General features: G+C 69.4%; 15 protein-coding genes and 1 pseudogene. 7 read left to right on the top strand and 9 right to left on the bottom strand.

The genetic code is table 11. The features are described from left to right. Positions 1 to 205 precede the first annotated feature (205 nt). Positions 206 to 724, bottom strand: coding sequence for a GNAT family N-acetyltransferase (locus tag OG379_RS05100; RefSeq protein WP_405659743.1), 519 nt, complete (start codon positions 722 to 724; stop codon positions 206 to 208). A 229-nt stretch (positions 725 to 953) separates the two neighbouring features. Here OG379_RS05100 and OG379_RS05095 point away from each other — a divergent pair, with 229 nt between their 5' ends. Together OG379_RS05095 and OG379_RS05090 are read left to right on the top strand one after the other, a co-directional pair. Continuing rightward, a complete protein-coding gene (locus OG379_RS05095; RefSeq protein WP_405659741.1) occupies positions 954 to 2,927 on the top strand; it encodes an acyl-CoA dehydrogenase in 1,974 nt (657 codons plus the stop codon). Between the two features lie 66 nt (positions 2,928 to 2,993). Further along, positions 2,994 to 3,113 (top strand): annotated as a pseudogene (locus OG379_RS05090) (MoxR family ATPase); the annotation flags it as partial. A 609-nt stretch (positions 3,114 to 3,722) separates the two neighbouring features. Here OG379_RS05090 and OG379_RS05085 read toward each other — a convergent pair. The 5 genes from OG379_RS05085 to OG379_RS05065 all read right to left on the bottom strand — a co-directional run bounded on the left by OG379_RS05085 (position 3,723) and on the right by OG379_RS05065 (position 9,684). Further along, a complete protein-coding gene (locus tag OG379_RS05085; RefSeq protein ID WP_405659738.1) occupies positions 3,723 to 5,057 on the bottom strand; it encodes a hypothetical protein in 1,335 nt (444 codons plus the stop codon). Positions 5,058 to 5,548: 491 nt separating this feature from the next. After that, positions 5,549 to 6,016 carry a hypothetical protein gene (locus OG379_RS05080; RefSeq protein ID WP_405668840.1) on the bottom strand — a complete coding sequence of 156 codons (468 nt, stop codon included), beginning with the start codon at positions 6,014 to 6,016 and terminating at the stop codon, positions 5,549 to 5,551. 220 nt (positions 6,017 to 6,236) lie between these two features. Next, entirely contained in the window at positions 6,237 to 6,938 is a 702-nt protein-coding gene (locus OG379_RS05075) for a DUF6338 family protein (RefSeq protein WP_405659735.1), read from the bottom strand. Continuing rightward, the gene (locus OG379_RS05070; RefSeq protein WP_405659733.1) at positions 6,928 to 7,140 is read right to left on the bottom strand and encodes a hypothetical protein; all 213 of its coding nucleotides are present in this window, start codon (positions 7,138 to 7,140) and stop codon (positions 6,928 to 6,930) included. Before OG379_RS05070 ends, OG379_RS05075 begins: the two co-directional genes overlap by 11 nt. Before the next feature lie 42 nt (positions 7,141 to 7,182). Next, a complete protein-coding gene (locus OG379_RS05065; RefSeq protein ID WP_405659730.1) occupies positions 7,183 to 9,684 on the bottom strand; it encodes a CHAT domain-containing protein in 2,502 nt (833 codons plus the stop codon). Positions 9,685 to 10,274: 590 nt separating this feature from the next. Here OG379_RS05065 and OG379_RS05060 point away from each other — a divergent pair. After that, entirely contained in the window at positions 10,275 to 11,438 is a 1,164-nt protein-coding gene (locus OG379_RS05060; protein WP_405659728.1) for a hypothetical protein, read from the top strand. Between the two features lie 41 nt (positions 11,439 to 11,479). Here OG379_RS05060 and OG379_RS05055 read toward each other — a convergent pair whose 3' ends face one another. Then, positions 11,480 to 11,974 carry a hypothetical protein gene (locus OG379_RS05055; RefSeq protein ID WP_405659725.1) on the bottom strand — a complete coding sequence of 165 codons (495 nt, stop codon included), beginning with the start codon at positions 11,972 to 11,974 and terminating at the stop codon, positions 11,480 to 11,482. Between the two features lie 324 nt (positions 11,975 to 12,298). On the opposite strand from OG379_RS05055, the gene OG379_RS05050 reads away from it, so the two are divergent. Together OG379_RS05050 and OG379_RS05045 are read left to right on the top strand one after the other, a co-directional pair. Next, entirely contained in the window at positions 12,299 to 15,724 is a 3,426-nt protein-coding gene (locus tag OG379_RS05050) for a HelD family protein (RefSeq protein ID WP_405659723.1), read from the top strand. 417 nt (positions 15,725 to 16,141) lie between these two features. Next, positions 16,142 to 18,145: a CASTOR/POLLUX-related putative ion channel gene (locus OG379_RS05045; RefSeq protein ID WP_405659721.1), complete on the top strand. Its 2,004-nt coding sequence runs from the start codon at positions 16,142 to 16,144 to the stop codon at positions 18,143 to 18,145. 5 nt (positions 18,146 to 18,150) lie between these two features. Here the strand turns inward: OG379_RS05045 and OG379_RS05040 are convergent, their stop codons facing one another. Both OG379_RS05040 and OG379_RS05035 read right to left on the bottom strand, forming a co-directional pair. After that, positions 18,151 to 18,828: a response regulator gene (locus OG379_RS05040; protein WP_405659719.1), complete on the bottom strand. Its 678-nt coding sequence runs from the start codon at positions 18,826 to 18,828 to the stop codon at positions 18,151 to 18,153. Next, complete coding sequence (locus OG379_RS05035; protein WP_405659717.1) at positions 18,829 to 20,010, bottom strand: sensor histidine kinase; 1,182 nt, start codon at positions 20,008 to 20,010, stop codon at positions 18,829 to 18,831. Between the two features lie 228 nt (positions 20,011 to 20,238). Here OG379_RS05035 and OG379_RS05030 point away from each other — a divergent pair, with 228 nt between their 5' ends. Both OG379_RS05030 and OG379_RS05025 read left to right on the top strand, forming a co-directional pair. Beyond that, positions 20,239 to 20,892: a hypothetical protein gene (locus OG379_RS05030; protein WP_405659714.1), complete on the top strand. Its 654-nt coding sequence runs from the start codon at positions 20,239 to 20,241 to the stop codon at positions 20,890 to 20,892. A gap of 249 nt (positions 20,893 to 21,141) precedes the next feature. Then, complete coding sequence (locus tag OG379_RS05025; RefSeq protein ID WP_405659712.1) at positions 21,142 to 21,702, top strand: GNAT family N-acetyltransferase; 561 nt, start codon at positions 21,142 to 21,144, stop codon at positions 21,700 to 21,702. The last annotated feature ends 8 nt before the right edge of the window (positions 21,703 to 21,710 follow it).

Genomic DNA, 21,710 nt, shown 5'->3' with positions numbered 1-21,710 from the left:
GCGCCGGTGAAAAGGGAGGACGGGGCTGCCGGGGATCGGACGCCAGGGTGCGCGTCGGGCGCCGTGTTCGGGCGCAGACGCCCGGGCCTGGGCCGATTCCGGCTACGGTCGTCTCACGGGCAGGGGTGACAGGTCCGTCGAGTCGGCGCGGGACGGCGCCGGTTGTGCCCTCCCCGGACCCCGGCCGCCCCCGGTCGTCACGGCGTTACGGCTGAGGGGCGAGTCCGCCGGTCAGTCTCCTCTCCCAGAACACTTCGTCACGCCATGCGCCTTCGGCGTGGAAATGCTCGTGGGCGATGCCCCAGGGGTTGAATCCGTGCTTGCGGAGAATCGACTGGGACGCGAGGTTCTCCAGCTGGGTGTGCGCCTCCAGCCGATGCAGGTTCAGCTTGTCCTCGGCGATCCGCACTGCGAGGCCGACGGCACGGCTCGTGTGACCGAGTCCATGGTGAAGCGAAGAGACCCAGTAGCCGAGGAAGCCCTTCTGAAACGGCCCGCGCAGGATCGAGCTGATGGTCACCTGTCCGATGACGGTGTCGTCGGAGACCACGACGCCGGGCCATGCGAGCCCCTGGTCATGGGAACGCAGAAGGGACTCGATGACCTGGGCCTGCCCCTCGGGCGTGTAGAACTCCGCGGGCCTCGCGGGCAGCCAGCGCGCGTACGCCTGCCGGTCCCGGGCGAGCAGCCCGGCGAGCACGGCGCCGTCGGAGGGCTCGATCAAGCGGATCAGCGTGGAGCTCACGGGTGTTCTGCTGCCTTGTCAGCTGGAAGCCGACCGGTGGCGTGCTGGTCATACGGGGGCGCGCCCGGTCATCGGTTTCAGAGTACCGCCTCGCCTTTCGCCGTCGGCGGCCATCACTGCGGGCGCCGGCAGCCCCATCCTTCCCTCGTATGGCTCCGGGAGCGCGGGCCGACCGCTTGATCGCGTCGGGGCGGGGTAGCGAAATGGCATGGCCACTGACAACACATCCACCGACCCGAGCGGTTACGTGCAGCCCGAGATCGACGTCCAGGCGCTGACAGAGGTGCTCGACGGCGAGTACGCCGAGATCCGCGACCTCGTCCGGACCAACCTTGTGACGTACGCCTCCGTCCTCGAGGAGGCCGACGAGCTCGGCTTCGACGCGTTTCGCGAGCGGGTGCGTGAGCTCGTGGTCGAGATGGCTGCGACGGGCCAGACCGGCATGGGCTTCCTGGGCAAGTACGGCGGGGGCGGCGACATCGGGGCCTCGATCGCCGCGTTCGAGACGCTTGCCTTCGGTGACCTCTCGGTGCTGGTGAAGGTCGGCGTGCAGTTCGGCCTCTTCGGCGGCGCGATCCTGCAGCTGGGCACCGAACGCCACCACGACGCCTATCTGCCGGACCTGATCACCGGGCGGCTGATGGGATGCTTCGCGATGACCGAGACCGGGCACGGCTCCAATGTCCAGGCGCTCGGCACCCGCGCGACGTACGACGCCGCCCGCCAGGAGTTCGTCATCACCACCGACGGCGACCATGCCCGCAAGGACTACATCGGCAACGCGGCGCGCCACGCCGAGCTGGCAGTCGTCTTCGCCCAGCTGGAGGTCGGCGGGGAGTCCCGGGGGGTGCACGCGTTCGTCGTGCCGATCCGGGCCGGCGGCGAAGTGGCGCCCGGCGTCCGGATCGAGGACGACGGCCGCAAGATGGGCCTCAACGGCGTGGACAACGGACGCATCTGGTTCGACGGCGTACGGGTGCCGCGTGAGGCGCTGCTCAACCGGTTCGCCGACGTCACCGCCGAAGGTGTCTACGAGAGCCCGATCGAGAACCCCGACCGACGCTTCTTCACCATGCTCGGCACGCTGGTGCAGGGCCGGGTCAGCGTGGGCGGCGCCGGGGTCAACGCCGCCAAGGTCGCCCTCGCGATCGCCACGAAGTACGCCGTGCGGCGCCGCCAGTTCGAAGCGGCCTCGGACACGGAGGAGCAACTGCTCCTCGACTACGGTCTGCACCAGCGTCGTCTGCTGCCGCTCATCGCACGTACGTACGCGTTGCACTTCGCGCAGGACGTCGTGCGCACGCAACTGCACGAGGTCTTCTCCGGCATCAAGGACGACGCGCAGGGACGGCGCCGACTGGAGGCGCGGGCCGCCGGCACCAAGGCGCTCGCCACCTGGCACGCCACCCGGGTCGTCCAGGAGTGCCGCGAGGCGTGCGGCGGAGCCGGCTATCTCGCCGTCAACCGGTTCGCCGCCCTCAAGGCCGACAGCGACATCTTCACCACCTTCGAGGGCGACAACCACGTCCTGCTGCAGCTCGTGGCCAAGGGCCTGCTCACCCATTACGCGGCCGAGTTCGAGGACCTGGACCAGCTCGGCATGGTGCGCTACGTCACCGGCCTCGCCGTCGAGACGGTCATCGAGAAGACCTCGGCCCACAAGCTGCTCGAGCGGGTCCGTGACCTGCTGCCCGGCGGCGACGAGTGGGACCAGGAAGCCGGCCTGCTCGACTCGGAGTACCAGCTCGCGATGCTCCGCTACCGCGAGGAGCACATGCTCGCCGGCGTGGCCCGCCGGCTCAAGCGCGGGGTCGACCAGAAGCGCAATCCCGGCGTCGTCTTCTCGCAGGTGCAGGACCACGTCATCGCGGTCGCCCACGCACACGTCGAGCGCCTGGTGCTGGAGGCGTTCGTCGACAAGGTGCGCACACTGCCGGAGGGCGGCAACAAGGTCGCGCTGGGCCTGCTGTGCGACCTGTTCGCCCTGTCCACGATCGAGGCGGACCGGGCCTGGTTCATGGAGCACGGCCGGCTGACCGTCCAGCGCTCCAAGGCGATCAGCCGCGAGGTGAACGACCTCTGCCGCAAGGTCCGCCCCCTCGCGGTCGACTTCGTCGACGCCTGGGGCATCCCGCCGGAGATGCTGCGCGCGCCGGACCTGGTGGGCCGACCCGCCCGATAATCGGCTGCGGGCGGTCCGTGGGCGCTCCCAAACTGAGCGGGCTCACTCTCCCACGTGCCGAAGTAGATGATCGGTGTGCCGCAGATCCGCGACGGGCGGTCCGTGTTCTGCCTGCCGGAGAGCATCGCGCGCGACGAACCGTACTGCCTCTTCCTCGACGAGCTGAAGGCCGCCACCCCAGAAGTTCCGGGGAGGCGCCGACCGGACGGAGACCGGATAGTAGCTGCGGCAGGAGCTGGACGGTCACTTGGGTCTTGGCCCTGTGGTCCTGCGACCGGCAGCGATGCCTTACCGGGTGCTGCTTGGTGGACAGCTGTGCAAGCCGGTCTGTGGTCACCGAAGGTAGCTGTTTGCCGGGCCCCGGCCGACTGCTGATCTCGGTAGAGTTCCAGCGCAGCAGTTCTGGCTCTTTGGAAGATAAGTGAACTATGTCTGTAGTGTCGATTCTCGTGAAGGTGCCCAGAAACGCGTCCCCTCGCCGATGAACCTGCAGGTCACGCAGTCTGCTCCCCGCCCCCGCGGGGATGGTCTCTACGGATGGAGGCCAAGTCCCCGGAGGTCGGTGACGGAGCGGAACTCGGTCTCGTCCGTACGGTCCTCGCGGTACCAGGCCAGGTCGGTCTCCAACACGGCCGCTATTGAATAGGCATCCGGCATTCTTCGGGGTAGTCATCGTCGGGTGCCGCGGGAGCGACGATGACGCCTGACCGGCCTGACCGGCCTGACCGGCCTGTGCAGACGCGGGCCCGGCCTCCGCAGGGGAGCCCGGGCCCGGGACCATCTGGTGGGTTGGATTCAGTTCACGGTGAAGAAGTAGTCGTAGGGCGCCAGCTGAAGGCCCGAGCGGGTCGTCGCGTACACCGTGAGGTCATGCCAGCCATCCGCGGCCGGGCTCCAGTCGATGCTTGCCGTGTGGTCGGCGCCCGCGGGGACCGTCACCTCCGGGTCACCGTTGTTGAAGCTGTACGTGAAGCTCACGACATCCTTCACCCTGGGTGTGAACGTGAAGGTGCCCGGAACGCCGATGCCACCGCCCGAACCGTTTTCAGGGTAGGTGACCGAGGAGACACCGGGCGTGGTGTCGAAACTGATACCCCACCACGCTGCGTCGCTCACCCATCCGTTGCCACTCCTGCTACTCACCTGGAGGTGCTCGTTGTAGAGGCCATCCAGCGCGAGCTCCACCGTCGCAGTGCCGTCCGGTCGTGCCGTGACGTCGAAGGTCCTGTCTTCCTGACCTCCGATGGTCTTGACGGAGTAGCTCACGACAGGGCTCTTCGCCTGCAGCTCGGGGTCGGGGCGCAACGTGAACTCGGTAGGCTGACCGAACTCGGGTTCCGGGACCGCCGGTGAGATGGTGGGCGCCGTGGAATTGACTCGGAAGTCGTACCTGGCGATCCCCGACCCGTTGTAGGCGCGGTCCAGGCTGCGCACCCACAGCGTCATCGGACCGGAGCCGGTCGGCGGCACCAGACTGAGCGTGGTCGAGCCACCGAGCGTGTTGGCGCGCTTGAAGTACTTTGTATCGGCGTACGGGTCGACGGGCTGCGGAATGCCGTGGTCACCGATACTCGTACCGATGACCGGCAGGCTCTGCTGCCAGGAGAACTCGAAGCCCTCGACATCGTCGACGCCGTTCGCGCCGAGCGTGAACTCGACCGGCTCGCCGCCCTCGTTCCATGTCTCGGGTGTGTAGTTCGACGAGGTGATGGAGGGGGCATTCGCAGGTTTGCTGTTGTCGACGGTGACATAGCAGGGCGCTGACCAGTCCGAGACCGCGTCCCCTGCCACCGTCCGCGCCTGCCACGCGTAGCTCTGCCCATCGACGAACGCGCTTGCCGGAAGTGTGGCGGGAGCCTCGAATCCGGGGGTGGCGTAGTCGCGGGTGACCGTGGTGATCTTCGAGGGATCGGCTACCGGCCAGACCTGGTACCGCACGCTGACGCGGGCGCCTCCCGTGGCCTCTGTGACTCCGGGGATGCCTTCCACCAGCAGACCTTCGCGGGCCCACCGGTACGAAGGCTGCTGTGCGTCCGTCGCGCAGTGTCTGTACTCGTTGAACAGATGAGTCGGTGGGGTGAGCGTCCCGTCGACCGCGTTCGCCGGGGTTGCGGCGCCGGCCAGCGCCATGGCAACAGCTCCCAGAGAGGCGAGAACTGCACGCGGTCTCGCGCCGAAGGACATGGTCAAGTGATTCCTCCCGTTGATCGCACGCAGGGTGCCCCGATGGGCACGTCTGTACGAGCGGCGAGCGCATCGTATCCGTGTGTCATCGCCTGGCGCGCAGGATTTGATCAGTCGAGCGATGGTGGCCCTGCCCGGCGAACCGGGACGTTCTCGAGCGGCTCCACGGGCCATCCCGCCTCCACGGCGGGCACTTTAACGCGACCATGCCGCCTGTATGCACGCCCCGCTCCAGCGCCCGGTCCAACTCCCCGCGGCACATGCCCAGTTGACGCCCACGGGCCGCGCCGACGCCCAGGGGCGGTGAGGCGCCGCTGGCGACTGCAGCTGAGCCGGGACCAGAAAGCGAGGAATAGTCGCTGATCTGGTTGGTGGCTCGGGTGACCACCGGCGGGATTCGTGTGTCAGACCCGCCGTCGATACCGGCGATCCGGGGCTCATGCCCATTCACTGGCGGCGCCGGGGAGCGGGGCAAGCACGAGGTCCGGGAGCGCCCGCACGACAGAGACGATGTCCATCCTGGTCGGCACGGAGGAGCGCAAAGATGCAGACGGTCGTAGCACAGCGAATGTCGAGGCCGAGAACGATGGCTGCGGAGAGCGAAGTAGTTCACACCTGTCGGCCGCCCCCGCGCCGTGCACGAGTGCACCGTTCAGGCGACGGACCCGTACCCGGTACGGCGCGCCTGCCGGCCCGCGCAGTACGACCAGTCCGACACCAAGCGTCGGCCTGGCCGACTGCGGGGCGGCGAGGGTCCGGACCATGAACTTCACGGTGGCCAGCAGCTCGCCGGTACGCGGGTAGCGGGCGGTGAGATCCATCGCGGAGAACGCCCCGTCGTGGATGCGCAGGGCGAGACGGTCTCCAAGATCATCTCGCGGCGGTCTCTGGCGTATCTGGGTCATCTCCCAGGATGTGCCATGACCACGCCCGCCCGTAGAACACGGGCGCCTCGAGGGCGCGCTGGCTCGGCTTGTCGCACTGCCATGCGCCGCTCGCAGACGCCGGTCCTGGCGGAGAAGATCTCTGCCAGGACCGGCGGGGAGGCAAGGACTGCTCAGCTGTCCGAGGCTCTGCCCGTGGACCACTCGTTGACCACGGGCTCGATGGCTCTGAGGACCAGGTCTACGGAGCGGCCGACGCCGCCTGCGACCGGAGCACCGGTGTGGCGCTCGGTGCCTGCGCAGGCGGATAACTGATGTGCACCACACGCACGAGCGCCCCCGGTACGAAGACACACACGGCCGGTGACGCGGTGCGCGGTACGGCGCCCGGGCCCGTCCACGCGATCGGCCGCTGGAGCACGATGTCCCGACGGGCCGGGTCCGGATCGGTCGACACGTAGCGCACGTAGCCCTCCACCAATCTCCCGTCGGACAGCTCGACGGAGACGAACGGCTTGCGTCGCTTGTCCGGCCCCGCGCGGTCGGTGAGAGCGTGTACAGCCACTGTCCCCTCCCGGACCGCAGCGCCCGTACGTCTCGGTGACTTCCGGCCTGCGTACACGCCGGCCAGCGTGCTGAGCGCCATGCTCAGTGCCATGGCCAGCACCACCGCACCGACCCACGACCAGGGGTGGTCCCGGAAGTGGGCCGGTGCCTTCGTCACCTCACGGAGCGTCACGAGAAAGGGCGCGAGTTCACCGAGGAGCAGGGTCAGCAGCAGCCCGGCGGCGGTCGCCAGCGCCCCCACGCTGAACAGCTCGACGACCTCGGTGGTTGAGGACCTGGTGTCCTTGGGGCGGTAGCGGTTCATGGACCGGTGGAAGGCATAACCCGGAGTCATCGCGGCGAGCAGCAGCACTGCGGCGATGACACTACTGGGCACTTGGCTCCCCTGGCGGTTCGACGGCGGGCGTCGGGGCGGGAGGGGCGCCGGTCACGGCGGGTGGCAACGGGAGCTCGGGCCCGTCGGTGAGATCCTCGACGACGAACTGGCGGTCGTCGAAACCGAACTCGTCCTCCCAGTCCGCTCCCTCGCCCCCGTTGTTCTGAGGGTCCGGTGATGGCTCACTGTTTCGGGTCGTCATGACGCACGCGTCCTTTCTCTGCAGGCTCCAGATATGGGTGGGTCAGGTGTTGGGTGGGTCATCGAACGACGCCGTGATACTGACAAGTCCCGCCCACAGCAGCGGCGGGACCGGGCCGACCTCTGCCCGGAACTGGCGCTGGGCGGTGCGCAGTGCCGTGGCCGGCGCGACGCCCTCGGCCAGGAGCTGGTAGAGGGCGGCCAGGATGCGGGCCGTCGGGTGGCTGTACAGGGGGTTCTTCCCCTTCCCGTCCGGCAGCGGGAAGATCCCCCCGATGACCGTCTCGGCGCCTCGGCACAACGCGACCGTCGGGATGCCGAGCGGATCGGTGCCGCGGCGTTCGTCGAGTTCAGCGGAGAGACAGGCGTTGAAGAGCAGCGTGCGCGGGAACCGCAGGGTAAGCATGCGGGCAGCGGACAGCGTGGTGTGCCGGTCGAGGTGCAGGGCGTGCGCGAGTCCCGGTCTGTCGTTGCCGTGCACGGAGGCGGCACCGACCACGAAGTCCACGCCGTCGGGGTCCAGCAGCGACAGCAACTGCCCGGGGGTCCGGGCGTGGACGACACCGGTGCCGTACGCGGCATCAAGGGCGGCCCGTTCAAGGTCCAGCCCTTCGGCGTTCACACCGGAGAGAAACGTGAATGCCCGTCCGGGCACCCCGCCCTCCGTGCCCGAGGCAGGCCGGGGAGTCTGCTGCTGGCCCTCCATGAGGGACAGGCTCGGCGACATGGCGAGGACCGATCGGTCCACTACGTACCCATCCGGGTCATCCGGCGCGACGCTCAGAGCGGCCCACGGCACCCGCCACAGGCTTGAGTCCGGGACGACCAGCAGCTTGGGCACTGCGCCGCGGGGGTCGGCGTCGTCCAGGAGTTCCAGGAGACCGGGCGGCAGCAGAAGACGGGCCAAGGCCGCCCAGGGTAAGACGTCTCGGGAGGCCAGGTGGCGATGGCGTGGCGTCCTCCGCCAGTCCGGTGCTTCGGCGCGAACACCCTCTGTCTCCCCGGTGGTGTCCGGCTCCGGCGGCGTCACCGGCTTCCGCCCGCTCCGCAGGGACTCGATGCCGGCCACGTCGCCGAGCAGCGCCGCCGCGGCTCCCTGGACCGGGTGCAGGAAGGGGAGCCTCGTGCCGTCGGGGGTCGTCCACAGCCCCACCACAGAGGTCTCCTGGCCGTTGGACACGAGCCGTGCGTGCAGCACATGGCTGTTCCAGCGATCCGCGTACGTGCGCGGATCGGCGACCGGGGCGTCGCCGTCCACTTCGATGGCCCAACGGAACCTCAGTGACACCAGCGTCTCCAGACGCTCGTACGCCCGCGCCACCTGGCCGCTCGTTTCTTCGGGCCGGGCGGGGGCCGACTGGACCTCGGCGATCAGCGCACCCTCCGGACCGCTACTCGTGGCCTCGGCTCCGGCCAGCGTCGTCAGCAGGCCGACGATCTCCCCCATGCCGTCCTCCTCGAGGTCGTCGGGTGTACGCGAGACGAGTTCACCGCGCAGCATGCGCCGCAGGGCGGTCCGGCTGCCGAGGTCGAGGAGCGACGCGAAGGCGTCCAGGGCTTGGTGGTCGCCGCTCTGATACAGCGCGTGCGCCGTGGTGTACGCGGCGAACTCGTGTTCGCTGTAGAGGTCGACGTAATACGCCTGGGCATCGCGCCAACCCCAGCCGGTGCGCAGTTCGGCGACGCCCCGCATCATCTGCAGGTAAGCGGCGAGGGCGCCCGTCTCGTCGCCCTGCCCATGGGCGACCAGGGCGGTGGCGATCAGGTGGCGTACGCGGTGAGGCGATGTACTGCCTTCGCGCGAGAGCGCACGATCGGCCTCGGCGGTCCATGTGGCCGCGTCCGCGACGCGGTTCTCAGCGAGCGCTACGACGGCGAGCAGGTCGCACGCACCGGCGTGTTGCGGGTAGCAGTGCCACTTGGCGGCCAGCGTGCGGGCCGTCATGGCGTGTTCGGCGGCCTGCGGAACGTCGTCCTGATCGAAGGCGAGGTTGGCGAGGTAGAGCTCCGCACGGACCCGGCTGATCCGGAACATGTGGCCCCCGCCGACGGCCACAGCCTGAGTGACGGTGGCGTCCGCCTCGTCGTTCCGGCCCAGGATCAACTGGATCTTGCCAAGCTTCTCCAGCGCCTCGGAATGGGCGGAGCGGTTACGGCCCTTCTCGTGGTGGCGCACCGCAGCGATCGCCTCCGACTCGGCGGTCGCCAGGTCGCCCTGCCCCACCGCGAAGTCGCTGCGCTTCATGGCGACGTGCGCCGCCAGCAGCGGGAACCGCCGGGTGGCCGGATCCGCAGCCACGGAATCGAGCAACTCGACGGCTGCGGCGACCTCTCCGGCCAGACTCAGCTGGTCCGCCCTCGTCAGTCGCTTCATCAGCGGCTCCGCAACGGTGGCCTCACGCAGGAGCTGGCCCATGCCGACCATGCTCGTGTCCCGTATGTGCCGCACGGTGAGTACGACGACACCCAGGACGAGCAGCACCAGGGGCGGATACCAGGAGCCGCCCCTGAGCGCCCGCGATATGAGGTACGAGAAGACCGCCACCGCGGCAAGAAACTTCCAGGAGACCCGACGTCGTGTGTCATCGATCTTCGGCTCATGGCCATGCCCGGCTTCGCCCATTTGCCCCCCACTGCTCAGCCTTGGGCGCTCAGCATAGGGATACGAGCCTACGAAGGCTGTCGAAAACGGAAAATCAGATGAAACCGGCTCGCGGTGCTGTCTACCGACTGGCCCCGGCAGGCACCTGGCGGATCCGACCGGGCAGGCGCTCACCGAGGCCAGGGCCATCAGTGCCGTATCAGGCAACGTTTGCCTTGTCGTGATGGACGACCTGCTGCGCGCCAGTCAACGCGGTGCAGTTGAGGACCGTCGAAACGGCTAGAGGGAAGGAGCGTTGCCGACGATCGGCTAGCTCAGCGATCGAAGTATGGTGCCGCTGGTTTGTCAGTGGGCGACCGTACGCTCAGCCCGTGAATATTGATGATCTTAACTGGCAGTCACGGGGTCTCGGTGGATACCCGCCCGTGTTGGTGGACCTGTTGGTAGAGCAAGGGCACGTGGAACTGCTGGTCCGGGCGGCTTCAAGGGGAGCGTGGTCCTGCGCGAGGGCGGCAGCGTGCGAGCTGGGCAGGATGGCGGAGTTCGAGCGGGCTCTGGGCGTACTGAAGCCGTTTGTCGAAGTTGGCTGGGAGCCAGCACGCTGGGCGGCTGCCGACATCATGCTGCAGGCGGGACGGGTACAGCAGGCGCTGGACTGGGGCCGCCCGGACGATACGGATTTGGCGTCGGAGCACGTGTGCCGCAACTTCGCGGAGCTGCTGGTCAAGGCGGGACAGGTGGATGAAGCGATCGCCGTTCTCACCCCGCATCTTGACAGGGGATGGCTCTTGTCCACCCTGGTCGAGCTGACCGAGGGACAGAACCGGGACGAGCGGGTCCTTGAACTGCTCGCACCGAAGGCCGAGCGGGCCCGCACCGCCTGCGGTGAGGAACGATGGAACCTCGATGCCAGTAATGCGCAGGACCTTCAGGCCCAGGTCCTGGAACGCGCGGGCCGCGTCGACGAGGCCGTCCGGCTACTCAGGGCAGACATAGCCGCCGGTCACTTCCTGGTCCAGAACACGCTCACCGCCTATGCCGAACTCCTCCAGCGCAACGGTCGCATAGACGAACTGCGCGAACTGGGCATAGGGGAGCACGCGCACGTCGGCTTGCCCTACTACGCCAGGGCCCTCGAAGACCGCGGTCAGGCCGAAGAGGCCGAGACCGTCCTGCGACGTTTCATTGCGGCTGACGAGTGGGACCGCTGCCGCTGGCCATTGATCGAGCTGCTGGGGCGGCAGGGTCGGATCGCGGAGGCCGTCGAGGTGGGACGACCTACGTTCGACCACCACGATGCCTGCCTTCTCGAAAGCGTCATCCATCTTCTTTCCGAGGCCGGGCGTTTCGATGACGCCCTGGCCATCCTCGACGAGCGCGATGCCGAATACATCGACGAGCACTCGTCCTGGTTCCACACGAATCGGATAGGGCTGCTGGGCGAGGCAGGCCGATACGAGGAAGCCCTCGCCTACGCCAAGACCCTACCGACGGACGTGTACGGACTGACATCCAGCACCGCGTGGATCCTGGAGCAGTCAGGACGCGTCGACGAGGCTCTCGGCCTGCTCCGGGCAGATGCCGACGTGGAGGCGTGGGAGGTGGCCGCGCTCCTCATCAAACACGGACGTGCAGAAGAAGCGATGGACAGCATGCCGTCTATCGCCGATCTCCGCGCAGCCAGCCGGCGGGGGTAGTCGGAACCGTTCTTGCTGCGAGATCCCGCCGGGCAGGCGGATCACACAAGGCCGAAGAACCGCGTCCACCAAGTGGGCCGCGCTTCGAACAGCACCAGCGCACTTGGGCCCTCGTAGTCGCTTTCCAGCAGTTCCTCGGGGACGCTCACGTAGCCGATATCGTCCAGCGCTCGCTCCACGGTGGCAAGGTCGGAGGGGTCCAGCGCGCCTTCCTCTCGGGCGTCGTCCGTGCCGAAGTAGGCCCCTGGATTGTCGGCGCAGACCTCGGCGAGAGAGCCGAACTTGCTCACGCAGACCACGATCCGCGTCCCGCAGAGCGTCGCCTGGGCCGGCACGCGTATACGCCCGTATTCGCTGGAGTCCTGCGTTTCCTGCTCGAACTCGCACTGGACCCCGAAGTCCGCCTCGAGCCGGCGCACCAGCCTGCCGAACGTGAGGCTGGCTGCGGCGCGGTCGTAGTTCAGCGGCCACTCCAGCCGCTCGGGGTCGTCGAGTTCACGCAGGAGGGCCAGCAGTTCCGTCTCGCTCATCGCCATCCGTCCATCCTGCCGCTCGGCGGGTGGGAACAGAGAGGCGGGGGAAAGCAGCGACAAGATCCGAGAGAGACGGCCTAGCCTCCCGGAAGCAGCACACGCCTACGTGCTGCCCGGCCTGTGTCGTATCGAACTCCGGGCCACACCACCAGTACGAGATCAGGCCCCCGCGCGATCAGGTGAGCGTCCGGCATGCCGAGGTCGGGGAGCTGGTACGCGAACTTGGCATCTGACTAGTTGTCACCGTCCGGCTTCTGGTAGTTGTTGCAGCGGGGTACGGGCGCAGGCCCGTAGCGGCGCTCACGGGCGCCCGCAGGGAGGATGTACATGGGCACCACCACGCACGACGAGGTAATCGCCACCGAGCAGACGGCGGTGGACCACGCGTACGCCTGTTACACCGCGAAGCTGGCCGAGATGACCGGGACGTCGGCCGCGACGGCTTCGGCGAGCGGGAAGGACGGCATCGCCAACCGGAAGCACGCGGAGGCGCAGGCCGAAGCGTACGGAGGGCTCGGTGACGAGGCGCTGGTCTTCTCCCGGGTGGACGCGCCGGATGACCCGGGCGTGAAGCCGCGTCCCTGGTACATCGGTCGGCGGGGTGTGCGCGATGCCGAGAACGATCCGGTGGTCCTGCTGTGGACCAGCACACTCGCCAAGAGGTGGGCCGAGGCCTTGCCCGAGGCACCCGGGGAGGTGGTTCTGCGGCGGCGGCTGCGTTGCGTACAGCGTGTCGTCCAGGACTACTTCGACGAGATCGCAGCTGCGGACCCTTCCCCCGCATCCGTCCCGCAGCCGCGCCCGGCCGCGGACGACGCGACCGGGGCAGATACGCAGATGGCCCCCGAGACGCCCGTCGCGAGGCGTCCGGAGCCGGGCGACGAACAGCCGGTGGGCCGTCCGCCGTCCCCGACGCCCGGCGACGTCGTCCGCCACCAGCGCCGTAAGCCGCTCCAGCCGGACGATTTCCTGCTGCGCGAGCTGCGGCGCTCGCGCGGTGGCCGGATGCGGGACATCGTCGAGACCATCCGCCGTGACCAGATGGACCTGGTCACCGGCTCACCCTCCGACATCCTCGTCGTGCAGGGCGGCCCGGGTACCGGCAAGTCCGCCGTCGGGCTGCACCGCGTGACCTGGCTCGTCAACAACGAGCACTTCAAGGCCCAGGACATCCTCGTCATCGGCCCGCACCAGAGATTCCTCGACTACGTCGGTCAGGTGCTGCCCACGCTCGGCACACGCGACGTCAACGTCGTCCAGCTGAACCGGCTGTGGGAGGGCGAGACCCTCGGCACCGACACCTCGCAGGCGCGGCAGGTGAAGTCCGACGAGCGGATGGCGGCCGTGCTGCGGCGCCGTGTCGAGAGCGACTGCCGTCCCGAGGCACTCGACGACCTCACCACCGCGCCCTCCTACGAGGGCGACGAGCCGGCCGTCGTCGTCACCGCCGGCAGTACGACGCTCCGCGTGCCGAAGTCCGAGGTCCTCACACTCCTCGACGAGGCACGCGCCGTTGACGGCCCCTACCGGCAGCGCCGCGAACGCTTCCGCAGCCTGTTCGTCGACCGGCTCCTCCAGGAGCTGGCCACCATCGCCCCCCGGCGAGGCCAGGGCGGCACGATCCGTCGCGACCTCGAACGCAACCGCCGCGTCGAGCGGCTCGTCGAACGCATCTGGCCGTCGCCCGGCGCAAGGGAGGCCCTGCGCAGCCTCTACGACTCGCCAGACCTCCTGCACGCCTGCGCGGACGGCATCCTCGACGCCGACGAGCAGGCAGCCCTGCACCGGCCCCGGGCCGCCACCGCCGACGCCGAGCCCTGGAGTCTCGACGACCATGTCTGCCTCGAAGAACTCCGGTTCCTCATTGCGGGGGAGACACCCCGCCGCTACGGGCACATCGTCATCGACGAGGCCCAGGACCTCACCCCGCTGCAGGCCCGCGCGCTGCGCCGCCGTTGCGCCGTCGGCGGCTCCATGACGGTCCTCGGCGACCTCGCCCAGGCCACCGGCCCCCACACCCACCTCAGCTGGGACCCTCTCGGCGCACTTCTGTCCGATCACGGGGACTGGCGCGTCGCCGAGCTGAGCACCAGCTACCGCGTGCCGGCCGAGATCATGGACTTCGTCGCGCCCCTCGCCGGCGCGGTCGCCCCGGGACAGCTGTACCCGCAGGCTGTGCGAAGAGCGGGGGAGGACGCCGTACGAACGGTGGCGACCGAACCGGGGCAGCTGCTCGACGACACCGTCACCCAGATGACCCGCCTGGTCGGCACCAGCGACGGGAACACACCGCGCTCCGTCGCCGTCATCGTCCCCGACGACTCGCCCTGGCTGGAGGAGATCAGCCGTCGCCTCGATGAGGGCGCCGACCTCACGGGAACGGACCGTGAGGCGGTATCCGTTCTGGCCGCGCCTCAAGCGAAGGGCATGGAGTACGACCATGTCCTGGTCCTCGAGCCCGCCACCTTCGCCGGCCGCGGTCCGACCGGCCTGCGGCAGCTGTACATCGCCCTCACGCGCAGCACGCAGAGCCTGACGGTGCTGCACACCTCGCCGCTTCCGGATGTCCTCACGGAGACGGATCCCGGCCACCAGGACGCCCCCTCCGCCGAGACAGGATCCGGTACGGACCGGGGCGACGTCCCCGAGATCGGGGCAGATATCCGCGTCCGGGTGCTCGGCCCCGGGCCGGGCGGCCGCTACAAGGTTCAGGCACTCAGCCCCGAGACGGACCGGCCCTTGGCCCTCACGGTCCGGCACGGTTCCACGCCTCCCCGCCCCGGCGACGAACTGGACTGCTGGGTGTTCGCCAACGAGACGGGCCAGAGTGTGCTCACCACTGACAGTCGGGGCCGCCTGCCCATCTCGACGAAGATGGCTCAGCGCTATCTGGCGGCGCTCGGCGTGCTCGAAGACCTCATCGCCGGCGACGAGGTAGTCGTGGCGGATGCGCGTGCCCGGCTGTCCGAACTGCAGGGCATTGTCAACCGTATCCTCCGCCGCGACTCGCCGGACTGGGTGGACGTGTACCGCGTTCTCGGCTCCCCCGACCGGCAGCGCCTGGGCGTGCTGAGAGACCTCGCATCACGCACCAACCGCGCGCTGAAGGACAGCACACTGGAGACCGCTCGCCTGAGGTCAGAACTCGCCGAGTCCGGATGGGCCGTGGCTCTGGCTGAAGCACAGAAGACGCTCCGCACCCGCCTGGCCGACGCCGTGACCCTCGACAACACCACCGAACCCGCCGCCCACCAGCCCGAGCACGCAGATCAGAAGGAAGCCGAACTCGTGACCACCGTCGAAGAAGCACCCGCGGTACCGGCCGTGACCTCGAAGGAAGGCTTCCTGCGCGCCCTGGAGGCCTCGGCCGCCGTCGACCGCACCTGCAAGAAGCACGAGGCGGTGCGCCACGCCTTGAAGTCGGAGCTGCTGTGGGCGGACCTTCAGCCGAACGACTCGGAGGCTGTCGACGTCCTCTGCACCGTGGGCGACGGGCTGTACGTCTACGAGGTTCTGGGAGTGGGCCACTCCGCGTACGAGGATCTCCGCTCGGGAGCGACCCGTCTTCTCGAGATCAACCACACCCTGCACACGCCGGCCGACCGCCTGCACCTGGTCCTGTGCGAGCCGCCTGCCGAGGACTGGGCTGCCGAGACCGTGCGCGAGGTCTTCGGGGTTCACGTCCTGTGGCGTACTCGGGGTGGTTGGGGCGGCGACGATTCCGACGCCGCCTTCGGCCGCCCCCAGGCATGAGGCCGCGGGGCGCACGACGTACGACTGGCTACGCCGCCGCCCGTCCAGCGCCCGCGATCACGTCCGCAAGCACCATACGAGCAGGGGAGAGCGACCATGGCCCACGATTCCCAGAGATCCAGCCTGGAGCACTCGATTCGCACGCTCGGTGGCCTGTGGGACACGACCCGCGGCGTGACCGTCCTGAGGCAGCGATGATCCCGCAGGGTGTCACTCTGCCGTTCACTCCGCGTGGCCCGGTGTTCCGGTTGGCCTGAGGGGCCGGCGCCACGGTCTGGGTGAAGCGGACACGCGCGGCGGACAGCCGGCCACGCCGGGCAGGGGGAGAAGCCGCGCCGATGTCCACTTCGTCCTCTAAAGGATGAACCGCGAACGGATACCCGTATGCCGTGGTCAACGACTCTTCACGCTGCTGCTGTGCACAAGACGAGCAACGATCAGGACAGGCGCCGCCGGCCCGGGGCCGCCAGGGTGGGTAAGCAACGGCAAGGTCAGGCCGCCCCCACGGCCCCGGTGGGCCCTGCCGCGGGGGTGTCCCGCCGGGCAGCGCTGAGCGAGCAGGCGCGGTATTGGTTCGACAACACGCTTGCAGGTGGTGCCGCGGCCCTCATCGGTTGGCTCGCCGTCGCGTGCCTGGTCATCGTCGTCCCGGCCAGCGCGATTCTGGTGTGGACGGACGAGCAGGCACCCGACGACCGGTGGGCGAAGGCCGCTGCGGTGTGGCGGAGCGTCGGACAGACCCTGCGGCTGGGCGGAGAGCCCGGATCGCCCCTGCGCGTCGTCCTGTCGGTCTTCCTCGCCCTGGTCGCTCTTTTCTACGTGTCCACCCTCGTCAGCCTGATCACCGCCGCGATCACCGAGAAGCTCCTGGACCTCCGCCGAGGCCACTCCACCGTCCTGGAGGACGGCCACACCGTCGTACTCGGCTGGTCCGACCAGATCTTCACGGTCGTGGCCGAGATCGTGGAGGCCAACGCCAACCAGGGGCGGAGAGCCATCGCCGTCCTGGCCGACCGGGACAAGACGGACATGGAGGAGGAGTTGCGTACCGAAGTGGGTGACACAGGCGGCACCCGGCTCATCTGCCGCAACGGCCGCCCGACGGACCCGGCCGCGCTCGAACGGGTCAGCCCGGCCACGGCGGACGTCGTCCTGGTGCTACCGCGCGACGAACCCGACGAGGACGCCGAGATCGTCAAGAACCTGCTGTCCCTCCGGGCGGCGATCGACGACGACTGCCGCGCCCGGATCCTGGCTGTGGTCCGGGACGGCCGCTACCGGCTGGCCGCCACTCTCGCCGCCGGCCCGGGGGCGGTCGTCGTGGAGATCGACGACATCACCGCACGGCTCGTGGCACAGTGCGCCCGGCAGCCCGGGCTGTCGACCGTGTACCAGGAGTTGCTGGACTTCGCCGGCGACGAGTTCTACGTGGTCGAGGCGCCGATGCAGGACGGCCGCACGTTCGCCGAAGTCCTGACGGCCTATCCGGCGTCGACGGCGGTCGGCATCGTGCGTGCGGGCGGGGAGCTGCGGCTCAACCCCGCACCCGACTCGCTCGTTCGTACGGGCGACCGGATCGTCGTGATCGCGGAGGACGACGACACCACGACGGAGGCCCCTGAGCCCGCGCCCGTCGACGCGTCGGTGATCGTGTCCCGGCCACCGGCGGCGTCGCGGTCCGAAAGGATGCTCCTGCTGGGGTGGAACCGCCGCGCACGCCGCATCGTCCGCCACCTGTCCGACCACGTGGGCCCCGGCTCGGTCCTCCACGTGGTGGCAGACGGCGGGGAGCCCACCGCCGCGGAGGTTCGCGCCGCGGAGGCGGAGGTCGCCACCCGCCTCACGGTCGTCCTGCGCCCCGGAGACCCCACCTTGCCCGAGACGGTGAACGGCCTGGACCTCGCTGCGTACGACGGCGTCATCGTCCTCGGCCCCGACCGCGAGGTCTGTGGCGGTGCGCCTGACGACCGCACGCTGGTGACCCTGCTGCTCCTGCGCGATCTGGAACGCACGTCGGGGAGCCCGGTCACCGTGGTCACCGAGATGACCGATGACCGCAACAGGGCCATCGCGCCGGTCGGCCCCGGGGCCGATTTCGTCGTCAGCGGCAAACTGGTCGGCCTTCTGATCTCTCAGATCTCGCAGAACTGGCATCTCGCCGGCCTGTTCGAGGAACTCCTCGCTCCCGGCGGCAACACGATCCAGCTCAAGCCGGCCGGCCACTATGTGAGGGCGGGGTGCCGCGCCTCCTTCGCCACCGTCGTCGAGTCTGCTTCGCGCCGAGGAGAGTGCGCCATCGGATACCGGTGCCGTGACCGCGCGACGACGGGGCCCGGCTACGGGGTGCGGGTCAACCCCCGCAAGACCGACGTCCGGCGTTGGAACGAGAGCGACGATGTCATCGTGATCACCCGGGACTGACACGGTCACTCCTCCGCGTCACGGACCAAGAGGGCGATCTGCACCCGGTTCTCGGCCGCCAGCTTGGCGAACAGGGCGCCTGTGTGCGCCTTGACGGTCGCGACTGTGATGTTCAGCCTTCGCGCGATCTCAGGGTTGCCCAGTCCGTCGGCGATGGCCCGAGCGGTCTGGAGTTCCCGTTCGGTCAGTGTGGACAGCCGCCTCCGCGCGGCCTCGCGGGACGAGTCGCGGGCGTGGGAGGACCGAGGCCCGGTGGCCGCGGCGATCACCCGTGCCGTGGCCGCGGGAGACAGCACGGGGTTGCCGTCCGCGACGGCCCGCACGGCGTCGAGGATCTGCGGCGGTGGGGTGTCCTTGAGGACGAACCCCAGCGCTCCGGCGCGCAGTGCGCCGAGGATCAGATCGTCGGAGTCGAACGTGGTCAGCATGAGCACCCGGGGCGGCTCCGGGCGGGTGAGGAGCTCCCGGGTCGCGCTGAGACCGTCACGACCGGGCATCCGTACGTCCATCAGCACGACGTCCGGCCGGTGTTCGTCCACCATGGTGATCGCGGCGTTCCCGTCGGCCGCCTCCGCGACGACGGTCAGGTCGGGTTCGCCGTCGATGACGAGCCGCAGCGCCATCCGCACGAGCTGTTCGTCGTCTACGACGGCGACACGCACCGGCTCCCGCTCGCTGTCCACTCATGTTCTCTTTTCGTGGATGGGGTTCGGCCAGGGTAGTCGCGCCGTGAGGACATATCCGTTGCCGGGGCCGGGGTGATGGTCGAGCTTTCCGCCGGCGAGGCCTACCCGTTCGGCGAGGCCGAGCAGTCCGAATCCCGATGCCGGCGGTTGGACGGGCTTCGTGGTCGCCGAGGAGTTGTGGACGCTGACATCGAGTCCGTCGTCCGCCGTTCCCGCGAGAGCGATGTGGATGCGTGCGCCCGGGGCGTGTTTGGCGGCGTTGGTGAGCCCTTCCTGGACGACCCGGTAGCAGGTCCGTCCGACGACGTCGGACGGTGTTCCCGACACGGTGCTGGTGAGCGTGACGTCCAGTCCGGATGCGCGGGCCTCGGCGACGAGTTCGGGGATCCGGTCGAGGGAGGGCTGGGGTGGTTCCGGGTGGCCCGGGTCGGCGCGGAGCACACCGAGGACATCCCGTAGTTCCTCCAGCGCGCTGTGGGAGGCCTCGGCGATGCCGCGGACCAGCACGCGGCTGTCCTCGGCCCCGAGGTCGCTGCGGTGGTCCAGCACCCCCGCCTGCATGGCGACCAGGGAGATCCGGTGCGCGAGCACGTCGTGCATCTCGCGGGCGATCCGGTTGCGTTCCAGGGCCCGTACCTGCGCCGCTCGTGCGCTCTGTTCCCGTTCTGCGCTCTCCGCCCGCTCCCGCAAGGACCGAACCTCGACACGCCGCGCGCCGACGGCCATACCGACGGCCACAGCGATGCCCGCGGTCAGTGCCGGGAACGCGACCTGGAGCCAGAACGAGCCGGGCGGGATCTGGACCGGGTAGAACCCGACGGCGAACTGCGACGCGATCACGTAGGCCGACACGACGGCCCCGATCTCCGCCGGACGTCGACGAGTGGAGACCGAGCCCAGCGCCACGAGCGCGGCGCCGGCCGCGAGTGCCGACGCGGCCGAGGCGATCGCGACCGCCAAGGCGACCGCGAGCGGGAACCGCCGCCGCCACAGAAGCGCGGCCAGACAGCCGAGAGCCACCAGCGGATCACCGATGACGAACCAGGAGCCCGTTTCGGCGCCCTGCCAGTGCAGCAGCACACCCGTGTAGAGCCAGGCCGGAATGCCCACTGCCGCGGCTGCTGCCAGTCGCCAGGTCTGCTGCCACCATCCGAGCTGTGGCGCGCCGTCCGTGTTCACCTGGTCATTATCGCCAGGCGGTGCGGCCGACGAGTCGGACCTGGGGCTGACACCGCCTTGGACCTGAGTCGAACCAGTGCCTCGCCCGCGGTCGAAGGCCCTCAGGACCGCCGGGCTGATGTGCGGGGCGGTCCGCGCGGACAGACTCGGATTCCGGACCGTGGGACAGCGACCGTCGCAGGGCGTCGTCCGCGCGGCGGAGCCGGGCGGGTGGAGGGAGCGGGAGGCATGTTCAAGGAGTGGCGGCGTCACAGGGCCGCGCAGCGGGTCACGCCGGGGGACGGGCGGACGCTGAAGCGGTTCCGTTGGTGGCAGATGCTCTTCCGCGCACTGTTCTACCTTCGGCTGCCGCAGGACGACGGCAGGCAGGCGGTCTACGCCGTCGACGTCAGGCATGGGCAGAACCAGTCGTCCGGTGAGGTCAAGGCCCACCTGTACCTCGACGGCAGGCAGCACGCCCGGTCGAAACTCCCCGCCAACTTCCCCGTCCAGGGCGGCACCGTCGAGGTGAGGATGAGCGCCTTCGGGATCAAGCGCTGCCACTACGTCACCGCAGAGGGGGCCGAGTACCAACTCACCCCCGACCCCCGCTCCGCCGAAGGACGCCGCGCACACTTCGACAGGGCGCACCCCGTACTGAGCCGCTGTTTCGGTGTCATGTCGTCGATCGTGCTCGTCCTCGCCCTGGCTCTCCTCGTCTCGCAGCTCATCGGGACGGTCACCCAGGTGGAGCCCGTCGCGGAACGCATCGGGACCTTCACCTCGCCCGTCGACCTGCCGGGATGGCTCAACATCGCCGTCGGTATCGGCACTGCGGTGGCCAGCACGGAGCGGGCACTGCGGCTGCGCTACAGCTGGCTGCTCGACGGCGGGGCCGGCTGAGTGGCCGGAGCGCACGCTCAACGGAGGTGTCTGTGATCCGGGCGGGAAGTGACCGGACCTTCGCGATCACCGCGGGCGGTGCGCGGCCACGCTTCCGGTGTGTGACCAGCGCCCGACGCAAGCGGACGAAACTTCTGCGCGCCTTCGGACAGCCGTAGTCCGACGGTGGACGGGCCGACCGGGACGATCCTGTCCGCCGAGGTCGTAAAGCAGTGGACAGTCCTTCGGCGCCGGGCCAGCATCTCCGCGATGAACAACGAACCTCTCGCCACCTCGCTCGCCACCTCCAAACACGTCCGCTTCGTCGAGCTGAGCGCGAAGGCTCTGGGGGCCCTTGCCGACGGTGACCTCGCCGGGGGCAGCGCCGAGGCCGGCGTCGCCCTGGACGAACACTTCGTCTGCGACCGGGCTCGCTGGATCTTCCGCCATCGCGCCGGCCAGCTCGCCGAGAACCCGTCTGCCGCGCCCTGGATCACGCGGGTCGCGGTGTCCGAGCCGGACGGGATCGTCGTCGGTGACGCCGGGTTTCACGGGCCACCGGACGATGCCGGCATGGTCGAGGTCGGCTTCACCGTCGTGCCTGGACATCGCCGCCAGGGCTATGCCCGAGCCATGTTGAGGGCGCTGCTCGTCAGGGCTGCCGCCGAACCCGAGGTCAGGACCGTGCGGGCCAGGGTCAGAGCCGACAACAGCGCCTCGCTGGCAACCGTCGCGGCTTTCGGTTTCACCCGCGTCGGCGAGCAGGGGAACGAGAGCGACGGGCTCGTGATCGTCTTCGAGGTCCCGGCAGGTGCTGTTCAGGCTGAGTGACTCACGGC

The sequence above is a fragment of the Streptomyces sp. NBC_01166 genome (genome assembly GCF_045039765.1).
Lineage (GTDB): Bacteria > Actinomycetota > Actinomycetes > Streptomycetales > Streptomycetaceae > Streptomyces.
This window is presented reverse-complemented; position numbering and strand designations above follow the sequence as displayed.

Excerpts from the sequence above, each read along its gene's own strand:
- OG379_RS05025 (WP_405659712.1), top strand. The coding sequence starts at position 21,142 with ATGAACAACGAACCTCTCGCCACCTCGCTCGCCACCTCCAAACACGTC.
- OG379_RS05060 (WP_405659728.1), top strand. The coding sequence starts at position 10,275 with ATGGCGGAGTTCGAGCGGGCTCTGGGCGTACTGAAGCCGTTTGTCGAA.
- OG379_RS05055 (WP_405659725.1), bottom strand. The coding sequence starts at position 11,974 with ATGGCGATGAGCGAGACGGAACTGCTGGCCCTCCTGCGTGAACTCGAC.
- OG379_RS05030 (WP_405659714.1), top strand. The coding sequence starts at position 20,239 with ATGTTCAAGGAGTGGCGGCGTCACAGGGCCGCGCAGCGGGTCACGCCG.
- OG379_RS05050 (WP_405659723.1), top strand. The coding sequence starts at position 12,299 with ATGGGCACCACCACGCACGACGAGGTAATCGCCACCGAGCAGACGGCG.
- OG379_RS05095 (WP_405659741.1), top strand. The coding sequence starts at position 954 with ATGGCCACTGACAACACATCCACCGACCCGAGCGGTTACGTGCAGCCC.
- OG379_RS05085 (WP_405659738.1), bottom strand. The coding sequence starts at position 5,057 with ATGGCGCTGGCCGGCGCCGCAACCCCGGCGAACGCGGTCGACGGGACG.
- OG379_RS05070 (WP_405659733.1), bottom strand. The coding sequence starts at position 7,140 with ATGACGACCCGAAACAGTGAGCCATCACCGGACCCTCAGAACAACGGG.
- OG379_RS05080 (WP_405668840.1), bottom strand. The coding sequence starts at position 6,016 with ATGACCCAGATACGCCAGAGACCGCCGCGAGATGATCTTGGAGACCGT.